8 protein-coding genes are annotated in these 19,043 nt (G+C 45.4%); 7 read left to right on the plus strand and 1 reads right to left on the minus strand.

Going from position 1 to position 19,043, the window contains the following annotated elements; translation table 11 throughout:
• From DF182_RS28375 to DF182_RS28405, 7 genes are all read left to right on the plus strand, one after another.
• Positions 1–9,639 (plus strand): non-ribosomal peptide synthetase/type I polyketide synthase, encoded by a 9,639-nt coding sequence (locus DF182_RS28375; RefSeq protein ID WP_113619129.1) that lies wholly within the window; start codon positions 1–3, stop codon positions 9,637–9,639.
• A gap of 81 nt (positions 9,640–9,720) precedes the next feature.
• A complete protein-coding gene (locus tag DF182_RS28380) occupies positions 9,721–10,881 on the plus strand; it encodes an MDR/zinc-dependent alcohol dehydrogenase-like family protein (protein WP_113619130.1) in 1,161 nt (386 codons plus the stop codon).
• Between the two features lie 54 nt (positions 10,882–10,935).
• A complete protein-coding gene (locus tag DF182_RS28385) occupies positions 10,936–11,664 on the plus strand; it encodes a thioesterase II family protein (protein WP_113619131.1) in 729 nt (242 codons plus the stop codon).
• 12 nt (positions 11,665–11,676) lie between these two features.
• Positions 11,677–12,597: a CPBP family intramembrane glutamic endopeptidase gene (locus DF182_RS28390; RefSeq protein ID WP_113619132.1), complete on the plus strand. Its 921-nt coding sequence runs from the start codon at positions 11,677–11,679 to the stop codon at positions 12,595–12,597.
• Positions 12,598–12,751: 154 nt separating this feature from the next.
• The gene (locus tag DF182_RS28395; protein WP_113619133.1) at positions 12,752–13,810 is read left to right on the plus strand and encodes a type VI immunity family protein; all 1,059 of its coding nucleotides are present in this window, start codon (positions 12,752–12,754) and stop codon (positions 13,808–13,810) included.
• A gap of 83 nt (positions 13,811–13,893) precedes the next feature.
• On the plus strand, positions 13,894–14,997 hold the full coding sequence (locus DF182_RS28400) for a site-2 protease family protein (protein ID WP_113619134.1): 1,104 nt from the start codon (positions 13,894–13,896) through the stop codon (positions 14,995–14,997).
• Positions 14,998–15,313: 316 nt separating this feature from the next.
• Positions 15,314–18,364 (plus strand): sensor histidine kinase, encoded by a 3,051-nt coding sequence (locus DF182_RS28405; protein WP_113619135.1) that lies wholly within the window; start codon positions 15,314–15,316, stop codon positions 18,362–18,364.
• Here the strand turns inward: DF182_RS28405 and DF182_RS28410 are convergent.
• On the minus strand, positions 18,333–18,992 hold the full coding sequence (locus tag DF182_RS28410; RefSeq protein WP_113619136.1) for a response regulator transcription factor: 660 nt from the start codon (positions 18,990–18,992) through the stop codon (positions 18,333–18,335). The two genes, DF182_RS28405 and DF182_RS28410, sit on opposite strands and share 32 nt — an antisense overlap.
• Positions 18,993–19,043: the final 51 nt, after the last annotated feature.

Consider the following 19,043-nt stretch of genomic DNA (forward strand, 5'->3'; position numbering starts at 1 on the left):
ATGGAGAATATTCATTCATTTTTTTACAGGCTAAGACTGAATGCCGGTGCTATTTGGCTTGATAATGGGAAAATCAAACTTTCGGCCCCTGAGAAATTTCAGGATGCAGAGACGGACAACTTTATCGTCCAGCATAAACCTGAAATATTGTCTGTTCTCCGGGAGAATGAGATTTTCTCAAAAGAAAAATTTCTGGGTACCATTATTCTCCGGGATAATGTAACGGCTGAATATCCATTGAGTTCAGGCCAGGAACGGCTTTGGTTTATTGAAGAATATGAAGATGGAACCAATGCCTATCATGTACCGGCAGTGTATGAACTGGGCGATGCCACAGATGTGGAAGGGCTTAAATACGCATTCCGGAAGATTGTGGCCAGACATGAAATATTAAGAACAACCATAGAAGGCGGGGACCGCCAGGCAGTGCAGGTAGTGCACAAAAAACCATTGGCTATTCAGGAGTTTCTGCTGTCGGTCAACGATGATCTGGAGGAATTTCTGCTGGAAGATATCAACCGTCCCTTTGATCTGCGGAAAGAGTACCCGATACGGGTGAAATTTTACAGGATAGAGGCGGAAGATGCTGGTGCTGATAAGCCATACGCTAAAACGATACTGCTTATCAATATGCATCACATCGCCAGTGATGGCTGGTCTGCCGAAGTATTCGAAAGGGAACTCTCTGCTTATTATCAGGCATATATCCGGAGAGATATGGCCTTTAACCTGCCTGCACTGGAGATCCAGTACAAGGACTACGCCCTGTGGCAAAGGTCTTGTCTGACAGGAGAAACACTGGACAGGCAATTAAGCTACTGGAAGGACAGGCTTTCCGGTTACCAGACTTTGAACCTGCCTACCGATTATCCAAGGCCGGAGAAGATAAGCTACAGTGGTGCCCATCAAAAATTCACGCTTAGTAAAGAGGTCAGTGACAGGTTAAAAGCACTGGTCAGGAAATATGGAGTAACCATGCACAGTGTACTGCTGAGCAGTATTAATATTCTCCTGGGTAAATATACCGGGCAGGACGACATTCTGATTGGTAGTCCGATTGCCAACCGCCACTACAGGCAAACACAGGACCTTATCGGTTTCTTTGTCAATACCGTGATCAACAGAACCCAGCTTAACATTACCCAAAGTTACGGAGAGCTGATCCGGGAAGTGCATCGCCAGCAGATGGAAGCACAGCAGCATCAGGACCTTCCTTTTGAGAAACTGGTCAGTGAAATGGGCGTGGAGCAGGACCTCACACGGCATCCACTTTTCCAGATCATATTTGTGGTTCAGAGTTTCGGTAGTAATCCGCCGGCGGAGCAACAGGTGTTTTTCAAATCATACGAAGGCACACTCTCTTACGAGGTGGAAAAATTTGATATGTCAATCATGGTCAATGATAGTGGCGAAGAGATTACAGGACAGATCAGTTATGCCACCAGCCTGTTCCGGGAAGAAACCATAGCAAGACTGATACAACACTATATCTACCTGCTGGATGCGCTTACACAGGCGCCGGAAAAAGCTTACAGCAGCTTCAGTTTACTGTCACCCGAAGAGTATCGCGAAAATATTTATAGCCGGAATGCTACCGGTAAAGCATATCCGAAAGGGAAAACGATTCATCAGCTTTTTGAAGAACAGACCGCGGAACATCCGGATAACATAGCACTTGTTTATCTGGACCAGCAGTTGAGCTACAGCGCACTCAATGAAAAGAGCAATCAGCTGGCCCGTTACATCCGGGAACAATACCGGCAAAGAACAGGGCAGGAGCTGAAGCCCGATGCATTGATCGCGCTGTGTATGGACAGAGGGCCGGAGATGATAGTGAGTATACTGGCTGTGTTGAAGGCAGGAGGGGCTTATGTTCCCATGGACCCTTCCTATCCGCAGCAACGGATAGATTTTATTTTGGAAGATACGGGAGCAGCGTTGGTGCTGGGTCTCCGCAGAGACAACGGATTACAGCTGCCTGCAGAGAAAGTGCTTTATACCGACCTGACGGAAGAGTTGTACCGTCATGAAGATACCACCAATCTGCCGGCTAACAGTTCCGCCCGGGACCTCGCCTATATCATCTATACTTCGGGTACCACTGGTAAACCTAAGGGGGTGATGATAGAACATGAGAGTGTGATGAACCTGGTGTTTGTACAAAAGGAAAAATTTGCCATAAACACTACATCGGGCGTATTACAGTATGCTTCTCTGGTGTTTGATGCGTCCGTGTGGGAGATATTCAGCGCTTTGACTTTAGGCGCCCGGCTGATCATCGTTCCGGGTAATATAAGACAGGATGCACAACTGCTGACGGAGTATATGAATAAAAACGGTACCACAACAGCACTGCTGCCACCTGTGCTGTTAAGTGTGATGTCTTCTTCCGGTTTGCAGGGATTAAAAACACTCGTTGCCGGCGGTGATGTGACCGCTTTAAAATTAATGCAGGAATGGAGCCAGGGAAGGAAGCTGGTGAATGCATACGGTCCTACAGAGAACACGGTCATCGCCAGTATGCATGTTTATGCAGCTGGTGACCTGAACACCAATATAGGAAAACCTATCGATAACGCTAAGTTATACATCTTGGACTCAGGCCTTCAGCCGGTGCCGGTAGGCGTTATCGGGGAATTGCATATAGGAGGCGCCGGGCTGGCAAGAGGCTACCTCAATAACAGCGAATTAACAGCTGTGCGTTTTATTGCCGATCCTTTTGCTACGGAAGAAGATAACGCCAAAGGATATACGCGTCTTTACAAGACGGGAGACCTGGCGAGGAGGCTGGCAGATGGAAGTATCGAGTACATGGGCAGAAACGATGAACAGGTGAAGGTCCGCGGATTCAGGATAGAGCTGGCGGAAATTGAACAGGCACTGCTGCATGTACCTGGTATCCGGCAAAGCTGTGTCCTGGTAAAGGAGCGGGTTACTGCATCCGGTAGTGATAAATACCTTGCAGGATATTATGTTCCGGCTACAGCTCCGGTTGCGCAGGATTTTGTATTGGACAGATTATCTGAAGTACTACCCGATTATATGGTGCCCGATAGTCTCATGTCCATGGAGTCTTTCCCGCTGACCATTAATGGTAAACTGGATAAACGCGCCCTTCCTGATCCGGAGTTTAATACGACAGATACACATGTTCCGCCCGCCACTGAGCTGGAAAATAAGCTATGCCAACTCTATGCAGAGGTATTGGGGCTTGCAGTGGAGCAAATCAGTATCCATCAGAACTTTTTCAGAATAGGTGGCAGCTCTATCAAAGGTATTCAGCTGAAGAAAAAGCTCAATCAGCTCGATGAATTCAGGCATATCGGCGCGGCAGATCTGTTTAAGTATAACACTATTCAGAAGCTGGTAGAAAGTATCCGTCAGGATGCTGCAACCACCTATAAGCTGCAGAAAAACATACAGGGAGAAAGCCATGAAATAGCCATTGTGGCTGTTTCGGGGGCATTCAGTGGAGTAGACAATGTGGATGAGCTCTGGCAAATTATCTCCAGCCAGCAGGAAGGGCTCCGGTTCTACAGCAAAGACGAATGCCGGGAGCTGCAAATGGATGAGGCATTGGTGGAACATCCTGATTTTGTACCGGTAGCAGGTAAGGTGAAAGGTGTTGAGCTGTTTGATCCTATGTTCTGGGAGCTTTCGCCCAATGAGGCCAGGCAGCTGGACCCGCAAATCCGTAAGTTCATAGAACATTGCTGGTTTGCATTGGAATCTTCCGGTTATGTGACTGAGCGGGGAAAGTACAATATCGGCGTATTTGCAGGCAGTGGTGAAAATTTTTACCTGCATGACCGTGTTCTGCGGGGAGAGATGTCGGGGCAGGTGGATGCATGGGAGGCATTTGTGTCCAACAGTAAACATGCCTTAGCTACTCAAACAGCCTACCTGCTGGACTTGACAGGCCCTGCCAATTCCATCAATACGGCCTGCTCTACAGGCCTGGTGGCGGTGGTAGAAGCATGTAAAAACCTGCAGCTGGGCGTATGTGATATGGCCATCGCCGGTGGGGTGTCTCTGGGCATGCCAGAACAGGTAGGTTATCTGTACAAGGAAGGAATGACGCATTCCAAAGACGGGCATTGCCGCACCTTTGACCAGGACTCATCCGGTACTACCTCCGGATCAGGCGTAGGCGTGGTATTGCTAAAGCGACTGAAAGATGCTGTTGAAGATCGTGATCATATTCTGGGAGTGATCAAGGGTTACGCCACTAATAATGATGGCGCCCGGAAAACCGGTTATACAGCTCCCTCTGTAACAGGTCAGACGGAATGTATCATCAATGCCCAGCGGATGGCGGGCATCACATCAGATCAGATAGATTATGTAGAGTGCCACGGTACGGCTACTCAACTGGGCGACCCCATCGAAGTACAGGCATTAAGGGATGCCTTTGCGTATAGCCGTCCCAGTAAGAACGACCCCACCCGTAAAACATTGCTGGGAGCTGTTAAAGCCAATATAGGCCATACAGATACAGCTGCCGGTGTTGCAGGGTTGATTAAAGTATGCGCCATGCTGCAGCATAACATCATGCCTGGCCAGGTTAACTTCAACACACCTAATGATGAACTGAAACTGGAAGATACCAGCTTCGGAATTATTAAAGAGAATAGGCCATGGCAGCCGGTTCCCGGCAAACAACGTCTGGCAGGAGTGAGTTCCTTCGGTATCGGTGGCACCAATGCGCATGTAATTGTAGGAGACTATATTCCCGATACACCAGCAACGCAGGAAACAGATCCGGCCCAGGACGAGGATGTACTGTATATTGTTCCCGTATCTGCCAAAAGCCGGCAGTCGCTGGAGAACTACAAACAGGCACTGATAAAAACCTGTGAAGCCAGTCCTTCATTAAAAATTAACGATATCGCCTATACGCTGCAGGAAAAACGAGCGCATTTCCAGCACCGGAGCGCCTATTGCGTTAAAAACATCACTGAACTGGCAGACCGGTTAAAGCACGATACTTCCTACGGACAGGCCGGTTCCGCAGATGAAAACAGGATGGTGCTGATGTTCCCCGGTCAGGGCGTACAATATGTAAACATGACCCGGGACTTATACAACAATATACCTTCTTTCAAAAATACCATAGACCACTGTATATCCCTGGCCAACCAACACCTGCATACTGATCTCTACAAGGTCATCTATGCTGATGGGGAAGACCTACTGCATAACATCAATGATATGCAATGGGCACCCATATCCCTGTTTATCATTGAATATTCACTGGCCAGGTACCTGGAAGAACTGAGCATCAAAGCAGATGCTTACATCGGGCATAGCCTGGGTGAATACGTAACTGCGACCTTAGCCGGTGTCTTCGCGCTGGAAGATGCTATCAGACTTGTTATTGCCAGAGGTCAACTCATGCTGGAGATGGAGCCGGGAGGTATGCTGGCCATTAACGCCAGGGAAGAAACAATAAAGGAAATAATAACACAGCACAACTGTGATATAGCGGTTATTAACTCAATAGAAGATATCATTGCTTCCGGAGAAGTGAAGGCTGTAGACAACCTTCAATCTGCATTGGAGCAACTCGAAATTCCGGTAGTAAGAATCAGTGTCCCTGTAGCAGGGCATTCCAGAATGATGGATGACATCGCAAGGAAATATTATGCGTTGTTCAGGGATATAAAATTAAATAAACCTGCCAAACCCTTTATCTCCAACCTGAGCGGTGAGATCGCTAAGGATGAAGTAGCAACCCCGGAATACTGGTGCAAGCAACTTCGGGATACGGTGCAGTTTGCGAAAGGCATAGACCGCCTGAGCAGGATGTATAACCATAAAGTTGACTTTGTTGAAATAGGTCCTGGAAAAGGGTTGTGCTATTTTGTGGGTAAATACAGGGACACAAACAGCCATTATTCGATTGGCTCCCTGCATCTGTTGCCTTCTGCCAAAGAAGCCAATGACGCCTGGCTGAATATGGATTCCAGGGAACGTATTATTGCGAAACTGTGGATGAATGGAATCATTCAGCAACCCAATGAAAGCAAGTTGTTCAGGCAGGCAGTACTACTCCGCTCTTTACCGGTCTACCAGTTTAATCACCGGAGATACTGGCTGGAGAAAGGAAAAGAACAAGTGTCAGCATACGGGCCGGTAGATCGTCCGAAAGCAGAAAATCCAATAGAGATATTGGAGAATAAATATTCAGAAACAGAGTACCAGGTAGCACAGATATTTGCTGAGTTGCTTGGCATGGAGCAGATCTCCCTGCATGATGATTTCTTTAAGATCGGCGGCAACTCTATTCTCGCTATACGTGCTTCCCACAAAATAAGTAAACTGTTAGGGAAGGAGATACAAGTGACGGATGTGTTCAAACACAGAACTATCGCACAGCTCCTGCTTCATAATCCGGAGCAGGCGCAGGTCATTATTTCCCGGACCGATGATAGTCAGGTCATCCTCTCCTTTGCTCAGGAGCGTCTTTGGTTTATTGAACAGTACGAAGAAGGAACCAATGCTTATCATATACCGGCGGTGTATGAACTGGACGATGCCACAGACCCGGAAGGCTTAAAGTATGCACTTCAGCAGATTGTTGCCAGACACGAGGTGTTAAGAACTACGATAGAAGGCCGTAACCAGCAGGGCATTCAGGTGGTCCATCAGGAACCGCTGTCTGTGGAAGAGGTGCTGCTGACTAACGCGGACGATCTGGAAGCGTTGCTGACAGAAGATATCAACCGTCCTTTTGACTTGCAGCATGATTATCCGATACGGGTGAAATTCTACGAAATCCGCACGGAAGGTGCGGAAAAAAGGATATTGCTCATCAATGTACATCATATTGCTACTGATGGCTGGTCCATCGAAATATTCCAAAAGGAACTACTGGCTTACTACCATGCATATACGCAGCAGGACACTTCCTTTAGCTTGCCTGCCTTGGAAATCCAGTACAAGGATTTTGCGCTGTGGCAAAGGACCTGGCTGGCAGGAGAGATGCTCAACAAACAGCTCAGCTACTGGAAGGATAAGCTTTCCGGTTATCAGACGCTGGTCTTGCCTACTGATTATCCAAGGCCGGCCAGAATAGACTACAACGGAGCAAGAGAAGCGTTCCTGCTCAATAAAGCGCTCAGTGACAGGTTACGGGCGCTGGTACGGCAGCATGGGGTGACCATACACAGTACATTGCTGAGCAGCCTTTATATTCTATTTGGTAAATACACCGGACAGGATGATATCCTGATAGGGAGTCCTATTGCGAACCGTCATCATAGACAGACCCAGGACCTTATCGGATTCTTTGTTAACACCCTCGCCAACAGGGCCCTGTTAAGCAATACCCAGACCTTTGAAGAGCTGGTGCGGGATGTTCATCAGCAACAGATAGAGGCACAACAGTATCAGGACCTGCCTTTTGAAAAACTGGTCAGTGAACTGGGTGTAGAGCAGGACCCTTCACGGCATCCGCTCTTCCAGGTGGCATTTGCAGTACAGAACTTTGGCAATGAAACAGGCAAGCAGCAAAAAGCATTTATAAAGCCCTACGAAGGTTCGGTTTCATTTGAAGTAGAAAAATTTGATCTGTCTATTTTTATTGATGACAGCGGCGAAGAGATCATAGGACAGATCAGCTATGCTACCAGTCTGTTCCGGGCAGAAACGATTTCCCGGCTGATCAGGCATTTTGTTCAACTGCTGGAAACGCTGACAAAGGCGCCTGAAAAAGAATATGGCAGCATCTGTTTATTGTCCCCCGAAGAGTACAGGCAGATTGTTTACGAATGGACTGCTACTGATAAGACCTATCCCAAGGGAAAAACCTTTCATCAGGTTTTTGAAGAACAGGCCGTTGAAAGTCAGGACAGTATCGCACTTGTTTGCGAAGACCAGCAGCTGAGTTATCAGGAGCTGAATGAAAAGAGTAATCAGCTGGCTCGTCAAATCAGGACACAATATCAGCAAAGGACCGGCGAAGCGTTAAAACCGGATACGCTGATAGCCCTGTGTCTGAACAGAGGGCTGGAGATGATTGTGAGCATACTGGCTGTGCTGAAGGCTGGTGGAGCTTATGTCCCCCTGGATCCTTCCTACCCTCAGCAAAGGATTGATTATATATTGGAAGACACCGGTGCTGTGCTCATACTATGCCAGCGTAAAAGAAGAGAGGTACAGCTTCCTGAAGAGAAGGTACTTTATGCAGACCTGACGGAAGAATTTTACCTCCATGAAGATACTGCCAATCTGCCTGCACACAGTTCGTCCCGGGATCTCGCCTATATCATCTATACCTCCGGTACCACCGGTAAACCCAAAGGTGTGATGATAGAACACGAAAGCCTGATGAACCTGGTGTATGCACAAAGAGACAGATTTAATATCAATCGTGAATCGAAGGTAGTGCAATATGCGTCCCTGGTATTTGATGCGTCGGCGTGGGATATATTCAGCACGTTTGCCTTCGGTGCCCGGCTCTTTGTGGTAACCGGCGCTATCAGACAGGATGGCCAGCTATTGACCGAGTACATGGATAAATGTAAAATAACAAATGCCTCATTGCCTCCTGTTTTGTTAAATGTAATGTCGTCGTCTGGTTTGCCGGCATTGAAGACACTGGTGGTTTCAGGTGAGGTAACAGCCTTGAAATTAATGCAGCAATGGAGTGAGGGCCGGGAAATGGTTAATGGTTACGGCCCCACAGAGAATACAGTTGGTTCAAGTCTGCATTCCTATGCAGAAGGAGATCTGCATACCAATATAGGTAAGGCGCTTGAAAATGTTAAATTCTACATCCTCGATCCCAGCTTGCAGCCGGTACCGGTGGGCGTTACCGGAGAATTGTATATAGGAGGCACCGGTCTGGCAAGAGGGTATTTCCACAACGAAGAATTAACAGCAGCGCGTTTTATTGCTAATCCATTTGCAACAGAAGCAGATAACGCCAAAGGATATACGCGGCTTTACAAAACAGGAGATCTGGTAAGATGGATGGCAGACGGCAATATAGATTACATCGGCAGAAATGATGAGCAGGTAAAGATCCGCGGGTTCAGAATAGAGTTGCCGGAAATAGAACAGGCGCTCCTGCAGATTCCCGGCATCCGGCAAAGCTGTGTGCTGGCAAAGGAAAGACAGACAGCATCCGGTAGTACTAAATATCTCGTGGGATATTATGTCCCGGATAAATCACACCCCGATGCGGCTTCACTGACTCCCGAATCTATATTGGACAGGCTGTCCAAAGTATTGCCTGAATACATGATGCCCGCCGGTCTGGTTTCCATGGAATCTTTCCCGCTGACGATTAACAGAAAACTGGATAAACGGGCTTTCCCTGATCCGGGCTTTAATGTGATGAAGGAGGCGCATGTTCCTCCTGCTACTGAACTGGAAAATAAACTGTGCCAGATCTATGCAGAAGTACTGGGACTTGCCAGCGAACAAATCAGCACCCAGCATAATTTCTTTAGAATAGGCGGCAATTCAGTACTGAGTATCCAGCTGAAAAAAAAGCTGAACGAACTGGATGGATTTGAACATATCAGCCCGGCAGACCTGTTTAAATACAATACCATTCAAAAACTGGTTCAATTTTACAGCCTTGAAAGGGCTGTATCGCTTGCTCAGGATGAAATGAAAACAAATAGCTAAAAGAATCGCTTGCCAACATGTTTAGGCCGATCAAACATTCACCACTTCTTTTTTTTTAAAAAAAACTAAATTAAAAACACAATGGCAGAAATTATTACTGAGGCATGGATTCTTAACAGTGGTTATGGAAATACTGAACCCGGATTGTTGATGCGTGAGGAAATGAATTTAGGAGTCCTGCTGCCGGATGAGGTCTTGATTCATCCCATCTATGGCTGTTGGGAAGGAAATATGCATCATGCTATCATGCGGGACCCGGTTGATATATGTATGCAAAGAAAGGAGGATAAAATTGTCCTGGGCAATGCAGGTGTGGTAAAGGTAATCGATACCGGGAAAAATGTAAAGGATTTAAAACCGGGTGATGTCTGTATGCTTTTCTGTAATGCTATTTCCGATAAGTATGGTTATCCGGAGAAAATTTTGGCCTACGATGCTCCGAATACCTATGGGCTGCTTTCAAGGCAATCTAAGGTAAGCAGGCATACCCTGATCCCAATCCCGCCGCACTCGGGCTTTTCCTTGAAACAATGGGCCGCTTTTTCGCTGCGGTATGTTACTGCATGGGCAAACTGGAAAGTAGCCCTGAAGTGTTGGCAATCCCAGATGGGAGATGTTCCCGTTGAAAATGAATTTGTGATATCATGGGGTGGAGGCGTATGTTTGGCTGAGTTGGAGCTGGCCAAAAACTATGGATTTAATGTGGCTATGATAACATCGCTCAATGAGAGAAAGGAAAGCCTTGAACAGGCTGGTATTATTACTGTAGACAGAAGGGGATTCCCGCATCTGCACTATGATCAGGAGCGTTATACAAATGATGAAGCATATAAGAAAAATTACAGGACGTCCGAAAAACTGTTCCTGGAGAAAATCAATGAGATCACAGGTGGAGCCGGGGCTGCAATATTTATCGATAACATAGGATTGTCGGTATACAGAGCGACCTTAAAAGCATTGTCAAGACAAGGTGTTATTGCTACATCCGGATGGAAATGGGGAATGGAATTATCCCATCTCAGGGCAATAGAGAGCATCAACAGGCATATTCATGTTCACACCCATTATGCCAAACATACAGAAGCAATAGAGGCCATGGAATACGCACTGCGTAATAACTGGATGCCGCAGGTAGATGTGGATTATGTGTATGAATGGGATGAAATTCCCCGGCTTTGCAGTGATTACGCTACCGGCAACCTGATCAGCTATTTCCCTTTATATAAGATCAATGATGAATGATGAAGAAAAAATCAAAATTAGACAATGCACTTTAAAAGGATAATAGTTTAAATTATGAGAAAAATAAATCTGGTTTGTTTTCCATTTGCAGGTGGGAATATCTACTCCTACGATGAATTTACCAAGTTTTTGCCCGACTATATTAACTTAATTACGATAGAATACCCGGGCAGGGGTTCCAGAATAGGGGAAGATCTGATTAATGACATGGAGGTGCTCATTGAAGATCTCCTGGTCCAGTTTAAAGCATTGACTATTGAAGGGCCTTATGTGATTTATGGCCACAGTATGGGGGCTGTTGTAAGTTATCTGATGGTGAGAAAGATACTGGAAAATCAATTGGAGGCGCCGTTGGCGGTGTTTTTAACAGGAGCTGGCTCTATTGTAAACGGATGGCAGGCGCCGATCAGATATAATCTGTCCAGGGAAGATTTTATTAAAAGTCTGGCTCTTCTCGGAGGACTCCCGGAAGAAATTTTAGGGAACTCCGATTTTATGGAGTTCTATGTCCCCATTTTCCGGGCTGATATCGAAGCGCTGGAAAAGTGCAGATATAAAGAAACAACACCTTTTAACATACCGATGTATGTGGTGACCGGCAAAGAAGAAAATGTTTCTCCTCAACAGGCTTTATTGTGGAAAAATGAGACCACAGCTGATTTTGAGTACACACAATTGCCAGGACAACATTTTTTTATATTTTCGCAGATGCAGCCGTTGTTGGCTTATATCAGGCGCAAAATTGACAGTTTGTGCGAAGTGGCTGGGTTCAATCAAATATAATTTGTTGTAGGCATGAAAAGCATAATGGATAGATTCCGGACTTTTTATACGGCGATTCTTGTAATTATTTGCCCACTGCTAGGGCAACTGATAACCCTGTTATTAACCAGTCTGGTTTTTGCTGTGGATGCCTTTCAAATGGAGGTGCCGGCAAAGGATATAGGAAGCCTGGATAAGTCCCTTGTTTTGTTTCAGGCAGTTTCCTATTCTTTGTTTAGTTTCTTAATAATACCGGCTGTTTTTTTGTTGTTACTCAATAAACCTTTGCTGCGTACATTGTGGTCAAATAATAAAGTCAGGCCATTACCCTTTATATTATCAATACTGCCGATTGTTACAATGGTACCTTTTGTAACCATTCTGATTGATTTTAACCATAGTATTGAGTTGCCTGCTTCATTTGCTGCATTGGAAAAATTGTTAAAAGAGAGTGAAGCACAAGCCGGGAATATGACCAATGCACTGTTTTATCTGAATGATACCAGAGGATTTATAGTCAGTACCATTGTTATGGCCGTTATTCCAGGCATTGTCGAAGAATTTTTTTTCCGGGGTATGATTCAGTTGCAGCTTCAGCATGATTTTAAGAACCCGCATTATGCAGTATGGGTTACTGCCTTTTTGTTTAGTTTATTTCATTTTCAGTTCTATAGCTTTATTCCCATCATGATATCGGGGGCTTTGTTAGGGTATATTTTTGTGTGGTCAAAAAATATCTGGTATGCGATCATTGCTCATATCACGAATAACTTAATTGTAATTCTGTTGCATTATGCTCCGATACCGGCAATACAGGGTTCTGCATTGGCCGGTCTGGCGTTTTGCGCTGTAATTGTTACTGTTGCTGTTGCCTTGCTCTTCCGGAAAGTGGTGAAAAGCCAACGGTTAGAGTCTGGAAACATCACCTTGGCGATAAAAGATAGTGTATTGTAAACTTATGTAGTGCCCAATAATGTTGAAGCCTTCCGTATTTTCGGAAGGCTTTTTTGTTGATGAAATCAAAATATCATTGTTCCTGCTGAATCAAGCTATGGCTGACAAAAAAAGAGTAGCTTTAATTTCTCAATGAAAATCAATTATAACCCGCATGGAACAACGCAATTGGGATACCTTTAGGTTCAGAGATGATAAAGAAACCAGCCATACACCACCTGTTCGTTATTCACAGGAATACCTGCAGCCTTGCCTGTATCTGACTGTTTATTTCCAGTATACAGATGATGAACAGATGCACGATTTTTACGACCGGGCGCTGGAACTTCTTGAACCGTTGTTTACCTATCACAATGGTGGTACCACTACAGATGAAACGCCTATACGAAACAAGGATAAAGCACTGCGGCAGTTCCCCGATTTCCTGGGAGGAAAGCAGACCAGCCTGTGGAGAAGGCTGGCCAACCGCGGTGGGGTAGGGCTCAAAGACGATAAAGGTGGTATCGGTGATGCTTCATTTGAATGTCTGATACGTAAACATCCGGCCACATCACGGAACCTGGGTGCTGAGACAATGCTGGCTGCAAAGTACCGGGCCGACCTGGAGGCTGCTGGTAGTGAACTGCCTTACAGGGGCGTCACCATGAGTGAAATGCAGATCTGCCTGCCAGTAGACAGTTTTGTTGATGCTTCGGCGTTCCTCAATTGGGTATCTGGTTTCAGGATGATACAAAGCAGCAGTTTTTTTTCAGCATCCGCGGGTTATGCCATGGTGAAATGGGAGGGTTACAGCAATAGTCAGGCGCAAGCTAAACTGAAGCAGCTGCTGGCAGAACACCCTGGCTTCGACTACCGCATCTCTGGTATTACTGTAGCGCTGGGCCGGCATTTCTCGCTGGAAAAAAACTGTTTTGTTCCGCAGCTCAAACGGATCAACTGGCTGAATATGATCAATGACCAGGCGCTGGTATTTCTTGGTGGAGAAGAAGGTTTCCTGAAACAAGCCGCCCTTTATCCTTCCATATCCCTGCACCGGTTGAATAAAGGATATATTGTTCAGGCCGGCAATGCACCTGGTATTGGTGACGATGGAAAAGCTCCTGCCGCCTACTATGATGCAGCACAGTTATTGCAGCCTTTATTACTGCGGCCAAGGAAGGAGGATTATTTTGATGCAGATGGTTGGGAACTTCATTTTCATAACAAACACTAAAGCTGATAACAAGGTACACGCCGATACATCTTTCTTCCGGATATATTGATTAACTAATAGTTGATCACCGAAAAATTTATACCATGAAAAGGAAGAAGTTGTCATTATATCTTGGGAAATTTTCTGGTATTGAAATATATATCCACTGGACTTTTTTAATACTCATTGCCTGGATATTCCTGCTTCATGCGGAAATGGGTCACGACTGGAGAGCAGGCTTGTGGGGAGTGGTGTTTATACTGGCTTTATTTGCATGTGTGGTATTGCATGAGTTCAGTCATGCACTGACTGCTCAGCGATACGGGATTCGTACAAGAGATATTACGCTTTACCCGATTGGTGGTATTGCCAGTCTGGAAAGTATGCCGGAAAAGCCGGGACAGGAACTGCTGGTGGCCCTGGCTGGCCCGGCCATGAATGTGGTAATAGCCGCGATACTATGGATATATCTGCGGGCGACAGGAAAAATGCCGGAGCTGGGTATATTGAAAAATGCAAAACATTTGCAGGACCTGCCTTTTGGATTTAATCTGATGCTTGCAAATATTGCATTGGCGGTATTTAACCTGATTCCGGCATTCCCAATGGATGGCGGAAGAGTGTTGCGGGCTGCTCTCTCCTTCAGAATGGACCGGATTAAAGCTACACGTATAGCTGCCGGCATTGGCCAGATACTGGCGATGGTCTTTGTTTTCTTCGGTTTCTTCTATAACTTCTGGCTGGTGTTTATCGGTCTCTTCATATACCTGGGAGCCGGAAGTGAAGCTGCATTTGAAACCACCAAAAGTGTACTGGCTGGTTTTAAAGTGCGGGACGTGCTGATGAGACGGTTTACGCCCTTATCTCCCGGTGATAACATTGAAAAGGCTGTACAGATACTGCTGGATGGACAGGAACATGATTTTCTGGTGACTGCCAATGAAGAAGTGAAAGGTGTACTTACCCGGAAGGAACTGATACATGGACTAGCTTCCCTGGGGCAATCAACGCCTATATTCAGGATTATGAGAACAGATTTTACCATACTTACACCAGAGATGAATTTGCAGGAAGTTTATATGAAAATGTTAGCGAATGATGCTACCGTTTGTCCCGTGCTGGAAAACGGAAGACTGGTAGGAATGGTGGATAAAGACAATATAAGCGAATTGATATTGGTGCAACAGGCTATGCATAGTAATGACTGAACACAAATATGGCCGGGTTTAGTACGTGTTTTAGATAGGTGAATAATTTTTAATGTGATTCAGATTCACGACAGTGGGTTTTACGAAAAAACGTAGATTCGTTACGTTTATAATCCCAAAGTCATTGAATTTATATTATTTGCAGATACTCACCGCCACTGCTTTAACTTTGAAATGATCGATGGCCAGGATAAGGATTGTCTGGTCTGTTTTGTAAGATTCCTGAAAGGCCGCCGCCTATACTTATCGTGCAAATAATATTTTATATCTTTACCGCGTAAAAAATCAGACCGCAGTATTACCATATCCTCCTGTGATGAACCTTATTTTCTGTTTCCAGCTATGTTTACTGCCTTTTATCCCAGTGGAGCACAGTGCTCCGATAGATACAACTACACATTATTTTGTCAGGAATTTTACAGATGAAGATGGTTTGCCGCAAAACAGTATAAAGGGTATTGTACCGGATAAGAATGGCTTTTTATGGCTGGCCACTGAAAACGGATTAACCAGGTTTGATGGCAACTACTTCCTCAATTTCAGCAGTGATAACGTGCCGGGTTTGAAAAGCAGCAGGATGTCCCTGATCTATCCCAATGATACCGCTATCGCCGTAGAAACAGACATCGGGGAGATATTAACGGTTACGCAAAGTAAGGTAAAGCATATAGGAAAAGAGCTGTCAGGATATCAATACCTGCAATACCTGGAAGGCAGCAAGGGTTATTATCCCATCAGGGGATGGCCTGATGATTATGCGGAACGTCTTGCAAAAAGGTGTCCTGTGGTAATGCCTCAGGGTACAGATAGTTATTTTGCTGCGTGGCATGATACGATCTCCTTTGTAAAGCAGGGAAAAGTGGAGTACCGCATCATACAGCCACAGCTCGACGTGCACCGCCTGTTTGTTTGCAGTAACAAACTTTTTTATCTGAACAGAGACGGGCATATGATAGGGTGGGAGAAAGAACGGCCAATAAAAATCTCACTTACCGGAGATATATTGTCTGATCCCGCGTACAGTAAATGCAAAATGGAATTGTTCTGGAACCTGGCGGCACACCAGGTTTTTATCTATACAGATGACAACTGCTATCAGCTACAGCTGAGAAAAGACGGATGTATACAAAGTTTGATGGTGCTGCGAAATTTCGACTTTCATCAGGCCTTCATTACTTCGGTTTATTATGATCCGCTTAATAGCAGGGTGTTCCTGGGAAGTTCCGCCAGGGGGCTCTATGTTTGTACAAGACAACAATTTACCGTACGTAAATCGGATACCTCTACAGCAGAAGTATTTTATGCGCAGGCGCCTTTCCCCGGAAACGCTGTGGTAACGGCTTCCGGGCTCTCCTTTAACCGGAATGGAAAGTCCACCTGGCTACCATTGTCATTCAATAGGGAAAACGCACTCGAGAAATATACACTGGCCCGTGATAAGCAGGGACGATACTGGGGAAGACAGGGAATGACGCTGGTCTGTGTATCACCGGATTTCAGCCGGGTATTGTACAAAACCGGATTGCCCTACCTTATTGGCCAGGTATACGCAGACACTCAAGGGAAGCTATGGGTGGGCGGGGAATATCCAGGATTATTCTATATCAGAACAGATGATCCAAACCCGGTATTACAGTTTCTTCCCGCCACAGTTGAAGACGTTACCTGCATCAAAGAAGATCAGACCCTTGGAGTTTTATGGATAGGCACAGTCAAAGGGCTGTACAGGGTTCATTCTCCATCAGGGCGTACCGATACGATCAAAGGTATGGAACAGGGGAATATAAGAAGTATCTACATCCCCAAACAGGGAGAAGTATGGATTACTACTTATAACCAGGGCGTTTTTCTTTACCGGAATAAACGGTTGGTATCCCTGCCTCAGGACCGCCAGCGGTATATGGCTACCACTCATTGTATTACAGAAGACGACCATGGTTATTGCTGGCTGACGACAAACAAAGGTTTATTCAGGGTCAGGAAGCAGGATGTACTTGATTTTGCGGACAGGAAACAACGCGACTTGTTCTACTATTATTTTGGAAAAGACCAGGGCTTTAATACGAATGAATTTAATGGCGGTTGTGAACCCTGTGCCTTTAAATATGACGACGGAGATATTTCTTTGCCATCGCTGGATGGTCTGGTTCAATTTATACCGTCGGCCATTCGGATGGAGCTGCCGGATAAGGGAATATTTGTCGATTGGATGGAACATAACCTGAAGGTCACGGAAGGAGGGGATCATTTTGAACTACCGAATAATTTTAAAACCTTCCGCTTACATGTCAGCTCTCCTTATTTTGGGGACCCCAGGAACCTGTATTTCTATTATTGTCTGGAGAAAGATGAGGGCCAGGAAGAACAGATATGGTTGCCTATCAACAGCGAGAGAACGATCACTTTATCTTCTTTATCATCGGGGGATTATCGTATCCGTGTCAGGAAGCTGAAGGGATTCGGAAGAGATCAGTATATTGAAAAGGTAGTCATCATCCGCGTACAAAAAGCTTTTTACGAAAAAGCCTGGTTCATATTGTTGGTATTGATCGCTTTGATCTGTCTGATAATAGTGCTGTATAAAATACGCATCAGACGTATCCGGCAACTGAATAAACTACTTGCATTAAAGGTATACAACCGTACCCGGAAGCTGGAAGAAACGATGGTCATACTCCAGGAATCGGATGAACAGTTGCGTAAACAGGGTTTGATGTATAAGCGTCTGCTCACCGCCATTACCCATGATATTAAAACGCCGTTGAAATTTTTACTTCGTGTCAATAAAAATGAACCGGTATCCAATAGATTACAAGAGGAGGAAATAAAAGCAGTCACTTATGAGAGCCTCTATCGTATGCATCACCTGGTGGACAACCTGATTCATTACATGCGCACCTCTTTCCTGACGGGCGAGTTCCCCAAAGAAACCGTAGATCTGTTTCAGTTAGTAGAAGAAAAGACAGCGATTTTCAAACCGGTATCCGATTCAAAGGGGATACAGATGACTAATAATGTTCCGCAGGGGATGACGGTAGTGGTGAATAAGTTGTTACTGGCTGTAGTGTTGCATAACCTGTTGGATAATGCCGTAAAATACACAGTCAGGGGAGGGGTGAATATAACCGCAGAAAGCGATGGAAATGTATTGACAATACACTTGTCAGACACTGGCAGCGGTATGCCACCTGCTGTAAGAGACTGGCTCAATCATACCGAAAATGATGGCACTGGTCATTTAAACGGCACCGGAATAGGGCTGATCCTCGTAAAGGAATTGCTCACTGTAATAAATGCAGGATTGTTTGCCAGTCCGGGTCTTAACGGAGGCACTATTATTTCACTGCAACTTCAACTGCATGATTAGTGACATGGTGCATCTGTGCTTTTTCGATTAAAGAAACCACATTTTTTACACCCGTCTTTTCAAAGATGCGTGCTTTGTAGGTGCTAACAGTTGTCAGTTGCAGATGAAGTATTTCTGCAATTTTTACCAGTGGAAGTCCTTTCATCAACAGGTTCATGACTTCAATTTCCCGGGCAGAAAGAACAGAGAAAGGGTTTTGATGCTCAGGCTGCCCTGTATATTTTCTGATCAGCTGATCCCGGACTGCCTTACTGATATACTTTTCACCCATAAGAACAGCATGGATGGCTGTTTTGATCTCCTCATCCGGAGAATTTTTTTCGATATAACCATCTGCACCTGACTGGACATAGCTAAGGGCATACAGTGATTCTTCATACGCTGAAAAAATCAGTATCCTGATGCCGGGCTGACGGAGCCTCGCTGCATGTATCATCTGCAGGTTGTTGCCGCCAGGCATGTTAATGTCCAATACTGCCAGGTCAAAGTGTTGGCTTTCAATAAGAGCAATGGCTTCATCAAATGTTTTCGCTTCGGTAACAAGCATGCCACCAGGCAGCGAGCAGATAATTTGTTTCATACCAAGTCTTACTATCGAATGGTCATCTGCTATCAATACATGTATCATTTCCGTTCCAGGTTAGGGCCCGTGGGTTGCATAGATTTTTATCGTCGCTAA

Source organism: Chitinophaga flava (genome assembly GCF_003308995.1).
GTDB classification, from domain to species: domain Bacteria; phylum Bacteroidota; class Bacteroidia; order Chitinophagales; family Chitinophagaceae; genus Chitinophaga; species Chitinophaga flava.